The organism is Paractinoplanes rishiriensis, from assembly GCF_016862375.1.
Classification (GTDB): Bacteria; Actinomycetota; Actinomycetes; order Mycobacteriales; family Micromonosporaceae; genus Actinoplanes; species Actinoplanes rishiriensis.
Genome location: NZ_BOMV01000071.1, coordinates 208,527 through 220,443, shown reverse-complemented (window position 1 = coordinate 220,443; position 11,917 = coordinate 208,527). Strand labels below are relative to the sequence as shown.

Annotated in this window: 10 protein-coding genes; 6 read left to right on the top strand and 4 right to left on the bottom strand. The window is 70.9% G+C overall.

What is annotated here, in order from left to right; translation table 11 throughout:
• Positions 1-197 precede the first annotated feature (197 nt).
• The 5 genes from Ari01nite_RS34245 to Ari01nite_RS34225 are packed head-to-tail and all read left to right on the top strand — an operon-like array spanning position 198 to position 7,349.
• Positions 198-2,315 (top strand): carbohydrate-binding protein, encoded by a 2,118-nt coding sequence (locus Ari01nite_RS34245; RefSeq protein WP_239163273.1) that lies wholly within the window; start codon positions 198-200, stop codon positions 2,313-2,315.
• A 21-nt stretch (positions 2,316-2,336) separates the two neighbouring features.
• Positions 2,337-4,409 (top strand): alpha-galactosidase, encoded by a 2,073-nt coding sequence (locus Ari01nite_RS34240; protein WP_239163268.1) that lies wholly within the window; start codon positions 2,337-2,339, stop codon positions 4,407-4,409.
• Positions 4,406-5,710: an ABC transporter substrate-binding protein gene (locus Ari01nite_RS34235; RefSeq protein WP_203786375.1), complete on the top strand. Its 1,305-nt coding sequence runs from the start codon at positions 4,406-4,408 to the stop codon at positions 5,708-5,710. The genes Ari01nite_RS34240 and Ari01nite_RS34235 overlap by 4 nt, the downstream gene beginning before the upstream one ends.
• The gene (locus tag Ari01nite_RS34230; protein ID WP_203786374.1) at positions 5,710-6,525 is read left to right on the top strand and encodes a carbohydrate ABC transporter permease; all 816 of its coding nucleotides are present in this window, start codon (positions 5,710-5,712) and stop codon (positions 6,523-6,525) included. Before Ari01nite_RS34235 ends, Ari01nite_RS34230 begins: the two co-directional genes overlap by 1 nt.
• Positions 6,522-7,349, top strand: a complete 828-nt coding sequence (locus Ari01nite_RS34225) for a carbohydrate ABC transporter permease (RefSeq protein WP_203786373.1) — start codon at positions 6,522-6,524, stop codon at positions 7,347-7,349. Before Ari01nite_RS34230 ends, Ari01nite_RS34225 begins: the two co-directional genes overlap by 4 nt.
• On the opposite strand, the gene Ari01nite_RS34220 is transcribed toward Ari01nite_RS34225, so the two are convergent.
• The 4 genes from Ari01nite_RS34220 to Ari01nite_RS34205 form a co-directional block, all read right to left on the bottom strand.
• Positions 7,327-8,331: a HEAT repeat domain-containing protein gene (locus Ari01nite_RS34220; protein WP_203786372.1), complete on the bottom strand. Its 1,005-nt coding sequence runs from the start codon at positions 8,329-8,331 to the stop codon at positions 7,327-7,329. The two genes, Ari01nite_RS34225 and Ari01nite_RS34220, sit on opposite strands and share 23 nt — an antisense overlap.
• 15 nt (positions 8,332-8,346) lie before the next feature.
• Positions 8,347-8,910 carry a PadR family transcriptional regulator gene (locus tag Ari01nite_RS34215; RefSeq protein WP_203786371.1) on the bottom strand — a complete coding sequence of 188 codons (564 nt, stop codon included), beginning with the start codon at positions 8,908-8,910 and terminating at the stop codon, positions 8,347-8,349.
• On the bottom strand, positions 8,910-9,287 hold the full coding sequence (locus Ari01nite_RS34210; protein WP_203786370.1) for a VOC family protein: 378 nt from the start codon (positions 9,285-9,287) through the stop codon (positions 8,910-8,912). The genes Ari01nite_RS34215 and Ari01nite_RS34210 overlap by 1 nt, the downstream gene beginning before the upstream one ends.
• Before the next feature lie 250 nt (positions 9,288-9,537).
• Positions 9,538-10,695 carry a glycoside hydrolase family 53 protein gene (locus Ari01nite_RS34205; RefSeq protein ID WP_203786369.1) on the bottom strand — a complete coding sequence of 386 codons (1,158 nt, stop codon included), beginning with the start codon at positions 10,693-10,695 and terminating at the stop codon, positions 9,538-9,540.
• Positions 10,696-10,781: 86 nt separating this feature from the next.
• On the opposite strand from Ari01nite_RS34205, the gene Ari01nite_RS34200 reads away from it, so the two are divergent.
• On the top strand, positions 10,782-11,840 hold the full coding sequence (locus tag Ari01nite_RS34200) for a LacI family DNA-binding transcriptional regulator (protein WP_203786368.1): 1,059 nt from the start codon (positions 10,782-10,784) through the stop codon (positions 11,838-11,840).
• Positions 11,841-11,917: the final 77 nt, after the last annotated feature.

The following is an 11,917-nucleotide window of genomic DNA, read 5'->3' as shown; positions in this document are numbered from 1 at the left end:
CGCGGTGTGGATGGCGGCGCTGTGATGTGGGGTGGGCTGGGCCGGCGCAGCATGTTGGTAACAACACCGTAACGGACCCTTTCGCTTCGTCGATGTGACCGGTCACACTCTGGGGCGGAATGTGACCGGTCACATCGATGACGTTCAGGAGGTGGGTGGCGGCTATGAGACCCAGGAGACGGGCCCTTGCGGGGGTGATGACGGTGGCTGCTCTGGTGGCTGCGGTGCCCGCGCAGCCGGCCAGTGCGGCGCCGTCGCAGTTCGCGGTGGATCTGGCCAGCAACACCGGCGCGTTGCGGTATGGGGCTACCGGGTTTCTGTACGGGCTGGGGGACGAGGGCGTCCCCAACGAAACCATGCTGGCGGCGCTCAAGCCGCAGGTCACGGCCCAGAAGGCACCGGACGGGCTGCAGCACCCGAACGGGGACGCGCTGAAGATCGCGCCGATGTTCAAGCGGGCCGGCGGGCGGGACATCCAGATCTACATGCAGGACGTCTACGCGCAGTGGCCGTACGAGAACCTCGGGATCAACGACTACCTGGCCAAGGTCGACACGATCACCCGCAAGGTGGTCGCCGACCCGTACCGGTCGTCGTACGTGTATGTGCCGTTCAACGAGCCCGACCTGATCTGGTACGGCGGGAACCTGAGCCGGCTGCTCGCCGACTGGCGGACCGTCTACCAGCGGATCCGGTCGATCGACGGCAACGCCCGGATCGCGGGGCCGAACTTCGCCTCGTACCGCTCGGGTGACCTGCGGACGTTCCTCACCTACGCGCGGGACAACAACGTCCTGCCGCATGTGATGACCTGGCACGAGCTGGGCAACGACTTTTTCACCAACTGGCAGGACCACTACAACGACTACCGCTCCATCGAGTCCAGCCTCGGCGTCAGCGCGCGGCCGATCAGCATCAACGAGTACGGCCGCAGCTCCGGCGACCTGGGCGTGCCGGGCAACCTGGTGCAGTTCGTCGCCAAGTTCGAGAACAGCAAGGTGGACGGGTGCCTCGCGTACTGGACCACCGCGGGCGGCCTCAACGACCTGGTGACCCGCAACAACCAGGCGACCGGCGGCTGGTGGCTGTTCAAGTGGTACGGCGACCTCACCGGCAACACCGTGGCGGTCACCCCGCCCAGCCCGGGCGGGTCGCTGCAGGGCCTCGCCGCGGTCGACGCGGCCAAACAGCAGGCGCGGATCATCCTGGGCGGCAACAATCCGGGTTCCGGCACGTACGACACCAACGTCGTGGTCCGCGGGCTGCCGTCCTTCCTGGCCGGCTCGGTGCACGCGACGGTCTGGGGCGTGGACAACACCGGCCTCAACCCGTCGGCCGGGCCGTACGTGGTGCGCGAACTGGACGTGACCCCGAGCGGCGGCCAGGTCACCGTGCCGCTCACCGGGCTCAAGGGCGCCTCGGCGTACCAGGTCGTCCTCACCCCGAACAAGGACCTGGGCGCCGTCTCGAACTCGCGGTACGAGGCCGAATACGCGCCGGTCGCCGGCTCCGCGCGGATCACGTACGGGACCAACACCGGCTACTCGGGGACCTACTTCGTCGAGGGGTACGGCGCCAGCACGACGGCGAGCACCAAGTTCGTCGTGACGGCGCCCAGCGACGGCTACTACAACCTGGGCCTGCGCTACTCGGCGGGGCCGTACACCGGCGCGCCGGCCGACCGCTCGGTGCGGGTGCGGCTCAACGGCAGCGACCTGACCACGCTGGCCCTGCCGGGCACCGCCGACTGGAACACCTGGCGGACCAGCACCACCAAGGTCTTCCTGCCGGCCGGGATCAGCCGGGTCGAGGTCAACGCGTACGCGACCGACGACCAGGACGCGGTGAACGTGGACTACCTGGACGTCGCCGCCACCACCGGGACGATAACCGCGTACGAGGCGGACGCGGCCGGCAACACGCTCGCCGGCACCGCCCGGGTGGAGAGTGACGCCGGTGCGACCGGTGGCCGGTTCGTCGGCTGGATCGGCGCCGGTGCCGGGAACACGCTGCGGTTCAACAACGTGACCGTGCCGGCGGCCGGCCGTTACCGGATGGTGGTCGGCTACGCCAACGCCGAGGTGGTCGGCGACCACCAGTACAACAACAACATCGTCGACCGGCACGCGGACATCAGCGTGAACGGCGGAGCCGCCAAGCGGTCCGTCTTCCGCAACACGCTCAGCTGGTCCACGTTCCGTACCGCGGTGGTCGACGTTGACCTCGCCGCGGGCGCCAACACCATCACGTTCGGCAATGCCTCGGCGTTCGCGCCGAACATCGACCGGATCCAGATCGCCGCAGCCATCGGCTGAGGCACACGACGAGGAGCAGCATTGACGGCCTCCACCCTGGTCTGGGGACACCCGGCGTTCCGGCTCGTGCTGGACGTCCCGCCGGACGGCCCGGTGTGCGTGCGGACGTTCTTCGACGGCGACTCCCCGGCCGGCGGGCAACCGCTGGTCGAGGTCCTCGCCGCCGGGCACGGCCGGCAGCACGTCTCGCGGCGGTTCTCCCGCACCGCGATCGGTTCCCGGATGCGCTGCACCGGCACCGCGGAGCGGCGCGACGGGAACTGGCACGAGTTGCGGGTGGACCAGCGCGACGACCGCACCGGCCTGACCGCGCGGGTCACCATCCGCTCGGCCGAGGGGGTGTCCGCCGCGCAGGCGTGGACGGCCGTCACCAACACCGGCACCGAGCCGCTGCTCCTGCTCGGCGTCACCACGTTCTCCGCCGGGGTGCCCGGCCAGCCGATCGACGACCTCGACGTGCTGGCCGGGCGTGGCGAATGGCTCGGCGAGGGCCGGTGGACCCGCCGGCCGCTGCGCGACCTGGTCCCGGATCTCGACCTGCGGCGGCACGGCCAGGACGGGCGCGGCTGCTACGCGGTGACCAGTTCCGGCACCTGGTCGACCGGCTCCGTGCAGCCGACCGGCGGGCTGGCGTCTCGGGATGGCCGGGCCTGGCTGTGGCAGGTCGAGCACAACGGGCCGTGGCGCTGGGAGGTGGGCGAGCGGCTCGACGGCCCGTACCTGGCGCTGCTCGGCCCCACCGACACCGACCATCAATGGCAGCAGCGGCTGCAGCCGGGGGAGTCGTTCACGACCGTGCCGGCGTCGATCGCGGTGTCCGCGGACGGCCTGGACGGCGCGGTGGCCGCGATGACCGGGCACCGGCGCGCGCTGCTGCGGCCGCACCCGGACCGGGCGGCGCTGCCGGTGGTCTTCAACGACTACATGAACACGCTGATGGGCGACCCGACCACGGCCAAGCTGCTGCCGCTGATCGACGCGGCGGCCGCGGCCGGTGCCGAGGTGTTCTGCGTGGACGCCGGCTGGTACGACGACGACGGCACCTGGTGGGACAGCGTCGGCGAGTGGCAGCCGTCGCAGACCCGGTTCCCGGCCGGCCTCGCCGAGGTGCTCGACCGGATCCGGGAGCGCGGCCTGGTTCCCGGCCTGTGGCTGGAGCCCGAGGTGATCGGGGTGCGCAGCCCGATGCAGGACAAGCTGCCCGCGGACGCGTTCCTGCAGCGCGGCGGGGTGCGGCTGGTCGAGCACGACCGCTACCACCTGGACCTGCGGCACCCGGCCGCGGTGGCGCACCTGGACGAGGTGGTGGACCGGCTCGTCGGTGAGCTGGGCGTCGGCTACTTCAAGCTCGACTACAACATCGACCCCGGAGTCGGTACGGACGTCGCCGCGGACAGCCCCGGCGCCGGGCTGCTCGGCCACAACCGGGCACACCTGGACTGGCTGGACCGGCTGCACGACCGGCACCCCGGGCTGATCCTGGAGAACTGCGCCTCGGGCGGGATGCGGGCCGACTACGCGCTGCTCACCCGGATGCAGCTCCAGTCCACCAGCGACCAGCAGGACTTCCGCCGCTACCCGCCGATCGCGGTGTCCGCGCCGCTGGCCGTGCTGCCCGAGCAGGCGGCGAGCTGGGCCTACCCGCAACCCTCGATGACCGATGAGGAGATCGGGTTCGCGATGACGACCGGCCTGGCCGGGCGCCTGTACCTGTCCGGCCGGCTCGATGCGATGTCGCCCGGCCAGCACCGCCTGGTCCGGGACGGCCTGGTCGCGTACCGCCAAAAACGTGGTGAGCTCGGCGTCGCGGCACCCAGCTGGCCCCTCGGACTGCCCGCGTGGGACGACGGCTGGCTGGCGCTCGCCCTGCGCAGCGCCCAGGTCACCTACCTCGCGCTGTGGCGCCGGGCAGGCGCCCCCGGACCGGTCACCCTCCCGCTCGGCCACCTGCGCGGTCCGGTGCGGACCGACCTCGTCTATCCCCGCAGCCTCCCCGCGTGGGAGCACACCTGGGCGGACGGCGCGCTGACCGTCACCCCGACCACGACCGACCCCTACGCCGCCCGACTGTTCCGTCTGGAAGGATCGCAATGAGACGCATAATCGCCGCATTCCTCGCCGTAGGCCTGCTCGCCGCCTGCAGCGACCCGGCCGCCGAGACCGCCACCGATACCGGCGGTGCCGCCGCCTGGGCCGAGCCCACCGCCAAGCTGGACGGCGTCAAGCTCGTCATCTGGGCCGCGCAGAACAGCAACACCGTGCCCAAGAAGGTGGTCGAGGGCTTCCAGCAGGCCACCGGCGCCACGGTCGAGGTCGTGACCATCCCCGACCCGTACGAGCAGGGCATCCAGACCAAGGTGGCCACCGGCGACAAGCCGGACCTGGCGTTCTGGCAGCCGACCGCCTCGATGCTCACCGCGATCAACGCGAAGACCAACCTGCAGCCGCTCACCGACGCGCCCTGGCTGCCCAAGCTGGCGCCCGAGCTGCGCGACATCACCGGGCTGCTGGACCAGACCCGGTACGCCGCGCTGATCACCAGCCCGGCGGTCCAGGGCGTGTACTACAACAAGGAGGTCTTCGCCGAGAACGGCATCACCGCGACGCCGAAGAACTTCGACGAGATGATCGCGGTCGCCCGGCAGCTCAAGGCCAAGGGCGTCACGCCGTTCTACGAGATGGGCGCGGACCGCTGGGCCACCCAGTGGTGGGTGCAGGTGCAGCTGGCCGACGCGGCGAAGAGCGGGCTGTGGGACCGGATCAACACCGGTAAGGAGAAGTTCACCGATGCGACCGTGCTGGACGCGGTCAAAAAGTACCAAGCGCTGATCAAGGAGGGCCTGTTCAACTCCAACATCAAGGCGGCCAAGTTCGAGGATCAGGGCAGCGCGCTGCTGGACGGCAAGGCGGCCATGGTGGTGCAGGTCAACTCGTTCTTCGGGCAGCTGCAGGCCAAGGCGGACACGGCCGCGCTGAACCAGAAGATCGGCTTCTTCCCGATCTCGCCGTCCGGCAACGTGGGCACGTTCATCCCGGACCAGTCGAACGCGCTGGTGGCGTTCAAGACCGGTGACGCCAAGCGGGAGGCGGCGGCGCGGCAGTTGCTCGCGTACTGGATGGGTCCCGGCTACCAGGACTTCGTGAACGACCGCAGCACGGTCTCGCTGCAGCCCGCCGTGGCCAACCCGCCCGGCGTGCCGCAGGCGCTGCTCGACGTGCACGCGTCGCTGCCCACCGCGGTCGGCTCGATGCAGGCGCTCGCGGTGGCCAACCCGGACCTCTACATCAACCTGGCCGACATGATCGCCGGGACGATGACGCCGGAGCAGGTCACGAAGGCCACCCAGGACCAGTTCGCCCAGCTTGCGAAAGCCGCCGGAGCTCCCGGCTTCTGATGTCCCGGAAAACTCATCCGCTGTGGTTCCTGGTGCCCGCGTACGCGCTCCTGGTGGTCTTCTTCCTGCTGCCGACCGTTTTCAATTTCGTGTACGCGTTCACCGACTGGTCCAGCTTCAAGGCGGCGATCAACCCGGTGGGGCTGGACAACTTCGCCGCGCTGGCCGGTGACGGCACGCTGTTCCGGTCGCTGCGGATCACTGTGGTGTACGCGGTGCTGGTCGCCGTGTTCCAGAACGTGTTCGGCTTCCTGCTCGCGGTGCTGCTCGAACGCGACACCGTGGTGAACCGGATCGCCCGCACGTTCTTCCTGATCCCGGTGCTGATGTCGGCACTGGCGGTCGGGTACGTGTTCCAGGCGCTGCTCAAACCGTCCGGCTGGCTGGCCGACACCACCTGGACCATCGTGGTCGTGTCGCTCATCCACGCCTGGAAGTGGATGGGGCTGTCCATGCTGATCTTCCTGGCCGGGCTCAAGACCGTGCCGGAGGACCTGGTCGAGGCGGCCCGGATCGACGGCGCGTCGCGGTGGCGCACGTTCTGGAAGATCCGGGCCCCGCTGCTGGCGCCGGCGGTCACCTTCACGGTGGCCACCGCGCTGCTCGGTTCGATGAACGGGTTCGACGTGGTGCAGGCGACCACCGGCGGCGGGCCGGCGCGCACCACCGAGATCCTCAACATCTTCATCTACCGGACCTTTGGGCAGGGCCTGTTCGCCCAGGCCACCACCATGAGCCTGGTGCTGTTCCTGCTGGTGGCGCTGCTCGCGTTCCCGGTCATCTACCTGCTGCGCCGACGGGAGCGGATTCTGTGAGCGACTCGGTCCTCTGGCGGCGGCTGCAGCCGGTCGTCACCGTCGCGCTGGTGGTGGTGCTGATCGGCGTGCCGCTGTGGCTGGTGGTGGTGACCGCCGGCAAGTCGCAGGGCGAGGCGGTCAACCCCGACCTGACGTGGCCGTCCCGGTGGCAGCTGTTCGCCAACCTGCGCGAGGTGTGGGTCGAGGCCGAGGTGCCGGCGGCGTTCCTGGGCAGCCTGCTGATCGTGGTGCCCACGGTGGCCGGAGTGCTGGTGCTCGGGTCGATGGCGGCCTGGGTGCTGGCCCGCCGGGGCAGCCGGTTCACCGCGGCCCTGTACGCGGTGGGTATCAGCGGGATCATCCTGCCGCCGGCCGTGGTCACCGTGGTGCTGCTGCTGCGCTACCTCGGCCTGGCCGGCACCGCGGCCGGCATGATCGGCGTCTACCTCGGCATCTACCTGTCCACGGTGATCTTCTTCGTCACCGGGTTCGTGCGGACCATCCCGGCGGCGCTCGAGGAGGCCGCGCAGATCGACGGCGCCGGTCCGGCCCTGGTGTTCCGGCGGGTGGTGCTGCCGCTGCTGCGGCCGGTGCTGGCGACCGCGACCATCCTGATCTGCCTGTACGTGTGGAACGACGTGTTCTACGCGTTCTTCGTGGTGGGCGGGCGGCTGGACACGTTGCCGCTCAACCTGTTCCGGGTGGCGAGCGCCGGGCTCTACCTGAACAACTGGCACCTGATCTTCGCGTACGTGATCCTGATGAGCCTGCCCCTGATCGTGGTCTTCGCGGTCGCCCAGCGCCGGGTCATCTCGGGCATCACCGGGGGAGCGGTGAAATAGCCCGCCGGACGCTGTAGTTCAGCCAGTACAGGCCGTCCTCCTCGGCGGCCAGCCGGTCGAGGTCGGCGGCGGCCTGCGCGTCACCGTGCCGGGCCAGCCAGGCCAGGGCGTGCGCCCGCGACCAGGTGTGCTCGTCGGCCCGGTGCGCCTCGAAAACCGCCCGGCCGGCGTCCCGCTCGCCCAGGGTGTGCAGGGCCGCGGCGCGCACGTCGCCGTCCGGGTCGGCGGCCAGGCCGGTCAGCGTGTCCAGCGCGCCCGGGTCGAGGGTGAGCACGTCGGCGACCCGGGCGCGGATCTCGGGGGCCGGGTGGCCGGCGTGGGCGCGGACGTCCGGCATCGGGCCGGGTCCATGAAAATTGCCGTACGCGTCGAGCAGCGCACCGAGGACGTGCGGGTCGGACTCGGTGCCGAGCCGGGGCCGCAGGACGGCGGCGGCGTCCCGCTCGAAGGGCTGGTCGTCGAAGGAGAGGCCCTGCAGCACGTCGGCGGCGAACCGGCGGGAGCCGGCATCGGTGTCGTCGAGGCGTTGGATCGCCCAGCGGTAGGCCGGCTCGGCCGGACGACGGCGGGTCAGGACCAGCGTGGCGTGGACCCGGGCGCCGGGGTGCCGGGCCCGATCGAGCAGGTCGTCCGGCTCCGGTTCGATGCCGAGGGCCTCCTCGAGCAGCGTGACGATCGCGGGGTGCCGCGCGGCGGTCAGTGCCTGCCGGGGCGGGGTCTCCACGGTGGGCAGCAGTTCGATGAGGACGTCCAGGTCGCCGTTTGCGGCTGCCCAGGTGAGCGCGTCACCGCCGGCCGGCCACGGCGCGAGGACGTCGACGTGCCGCAGGCAGAGCGCCGAGACGATGCCGGCCTGTCCCGCGACGACCGCCGAACGCAGCCACCCCAAGCCGGACTCGACCCGTTCGGGCAGTTCGTCGACGAGTTTCTCGGCCAGGTGCCAGTCACCGCGATCCATCGCCTGCTGAATCTCGTCGGGCATGCGGGAGATTGTGCCCTAGTTTTCGCCGTCCATTGTGAACGCACCGGCTTCCAGGCGGTCGATCAACCGGTTGGTCCAGGCGGCGCGGCTGTCGGCGGTGTGCAGCCAAAGCCCGACCACCTCGCCGACCGGCCCCCAGGCGTCCAGGTCGGCGCCCTCGGGAAGCTGCCCGGTGATGCTGGCCCGCCACTGCGCCATCGAGCTGGCGCGCTGCCGCAGCAGCCCGACAGCCTCGTCCCGGCTCAGGTCGTCGATCAGCCCGACCGCCGCGGCCAGCAGGTCGAGGCGGGGGTCGCGGTGGGAGAGTGCCGCACGCAGCATTTTGAGGTACGCGTGCTCGCCGTCCGCGGTCAGCTCGTACTCCATCCGCGGCGGCCCGCCGGCCGTGCTGGGCGTGGTCTCGTGCACCAGCAGCAGTCCCTCGCCGGCCATCGCCTTGAGCGCGTGATAGATCGAGCCGGACTTGGCGCTGGCCCACTCGTGCGCGCCCCACGACTCGAGGTCGGCGCGCACCTGATAGCCGTGTGCCCGGTCCCGGCGCTTGACAGCGCCGAGCACGAGCAGCCGCACCGTGTTCATCAGTCGTTGACCCACCACAGCGCGCCGAACGCCATGAACCCGCCCATCCGGCTCCCGGTGTCCTGCGCGGCGACCGGCATGACCGGCGTGGCCCCGCTGTTGACCGCCCGGGTGTAGGCGTCGTCGGCGTCCGGCACGGTCACCCACATCTGGATGTGCGCCGGCTCGACCGGGAACTTCTGGCACTGCCCACCGTCCGGCCCGGCGTCCGCAAAGAACAACAAACCGTCCCCGATCCGCGCCTCCGCGTGAATGACCCGCTGTGGGTCGGTGGGCAGCGGCACGACCTTGGCAATGTCCGCGTCAAAGGCCGTCTTGAGGAAGTCGACGAAGGGTTGGGCGCTCTCCACCATCACATACGGCGTCACGGTCGTCATGGACTCTCCCTAGCTAACCAAATTTGGCTACCTGCTGCGGGAGAGGCTAGCGCGCTTCCGGTCAGTAAGCAAATTTGGCTACTGCCCGGACCGGTCTTCGCCCTTGCTGTTACCGCCCTCGAGGAAACCGTCCGCTTCAGGCAGCAGATGCCTAGCCTCCTAGGACGCAGTACGCAGCGTGCACCGGCTCACGAGCAAAAACTGTGCCCGGGACTCTCGGAAGCGAAGCCCCCGGGCACAGCAACCAAAACTAAGGCCGACGATAAGCGCGCATCGCCGGCAGGGCCTGCCCGGTCCAGTCGAACTGGGTCAGGTTGTCGTTCGGGGCCTCGGCGCCCGGCTCCCAGCCGACCGCGCCGATCCACTCCGGCTCCCAGGCCATGAAGCCCAGGCCGCGCCCGCCCGGCACCTGCAGCAGCACCCGGCGGATCTCCTCGTAGAACGCCGCCTGCCCGGCCGGCGAGACCGGGAAGCGGTCCACGTCGGGCAGGATCGCGTCCGAGGTGACGATGTTGCCGCGGCCGTCGCCGTCCTCGAACGTCCAGGGGTACGAGATCTCGGCTATCAGCACCGGCTTGTCGTAGCGGGCCACCGAGTCGTTCAGGTTTTCCTGGAGCTGGGCCAGCGAGCCGTGCCACATCGGGTAGTAGCTCTGGCCGATGATGTCGAACTCGACGCCCCAGCTGATCACGTTGTCGAAGAACCACTGGGTGTCGCCGAGTTTCCCGCCCCGGTCGATGTGCAGCATGATCTTCGGTGTGCGGCCCGGAGTCGCCTGCTTGGCGCCGGTGATGCCGGCCTTGACCAGGTCGGTGAAGCTGGCCCACTGCTGGGTGCCGTCCGGCAGGTAGAGCTGGCCGACCGGCCACAGGATGCCGGCGGTGATCTCGTTGCCGACCTGGAGGATGTCGACCGGGGTGCCCTGGCGCGCGAAGTCGCGCAGCAGGTCGCGGGTGTAGGTGCGGATCTTCTCGGTCAGGCCGGGCAGGTCCTTGGGCCAGCTCGCCGGGATCGGCTGCTTGCCGGGGTCGGCCCAGAAGTCGCAGTAGTGCGGGTCGAGCAGGATTTTCAGGCCGGCACGCTTGGCCCGCCGCGCCAGGGCTAGCGCGCGGGCCTTGTCGCTGTAACCTTCGGGCGGGTCGACCCACACCCGCAGCCGGATGTAGGTGGCGCCGGCCCGGCTGAAGATCTCCTCGCACGGGCGCAGCCGGCCGGCGAGGTCGCGGTACTTGACCCCGGCCTCCTCGAGCTGGGGCAGGAAGGACAGGTCGGCACCGCGGATGCCGAGGGCGGTCGACGGGCGCCCGCCCGCGAGGGCCTGGCTGGGCAGCAGGGCGGCAGCGGCGATACCGCCGGCGCCGGCAATGAGACTCCGCCGGCTCAGCGCCGCGGATCGTGGGAGCGACATATTGATGGCCTCCGGTGGGAGAGACTGTGAGCGCTCACGGTCCTCTGGCGTAGGCTCCTTGTCAAGCAGAACGGAGGGCCGCGCGTATGCCGGACGAAGCGCCCGTACACCCGAAATCGCGCGGTGCCGCCCGCCGGGCGCAGCGCCGCGGACCCACCATGGAGGACGTCGCCGACGTGGCCGGGGTGTCCCGGGGCACGGTGTCGCGGGTGCTCAACGGCGCCAACCACGTGAGCTCGGCGTCGCTCGCGGCGGTGCAGGAGGCCATGCGGCAGACCGGGTACGTGGTCAATCAGAACGCGCGCAGCCTGGTGACCCGCAGTTCCGGCGCGATCGCGTTCGTGCTCTCCGAGCCGCCGGACCGGCTGTTCGAGGACCCGGTGCTGGGCTCGCTGCTGCGCAACTGCACCCAGCTGCTGGGCGAGCAGGGCCGCAGCCTGATGCTGATGCTGGCCGGTACGCCCGAGGAGCGCGACCGGACCCTGCACTTCGTGCGCGGCGGCCACGTCGACGGGGTGCTGCTGGTCTCGATGCACGACGGCGATCCGCTGGCCGGCGAGCTGCAGCGCACCGGTTTCCCGCTGGTGGTGTGCGGGCGTCCGCCGGCCGCCGCCGGGCCGTCGATGACGTACGTGGCGGCCGACGACCGCAGCGGTGCCCGGCTCATGACGCAGTACCTGCTGGACCGCGGCCGCAAGCGGATCGCCACGGTGGCCGGTCCGGCGGACACGGCCGGCGGCGTGGAGCGCCTGGCGGGCTACCGCGACGTGCTGGGCCGCCGGGCGACGTCGCGGATGGTGGCGCGGGCGGCGGCGTACACGATCGAGGCCGGCCGCGAGGCGATGACGGCCCTGCTGCGGTCGTGCCCCGACCTGGACGCGGTCTTCGTGGCCTCGGACCTGCTGGCGGTGGGGGCGTTGCAGGCGCTGCACGGCGCCGGTAAGGCGGTGCCCGGCGACGTGCTGGTGGGTGGCTTCGACGATTCGGCGATCGCGTCGGCGACCACGCCGCCGCTGACCACGGTGCGCCAGCCGCTGGCCCAGGTGGCCGCCGAACTGGTCGAGGTGCTGCTCAAACTGGTGGCGGGCCGCCCGGTGTCGTCGAGAGTGCTGCCCACCGAGCTGGTCCGGCGCGATTCCGCCTGATCCGGACCGCCCGCCGATCGACCGTGAGCGCTCACGGCGATGGGATGCCCCGCCGGCCGGGGCACCCCGGCCGACGG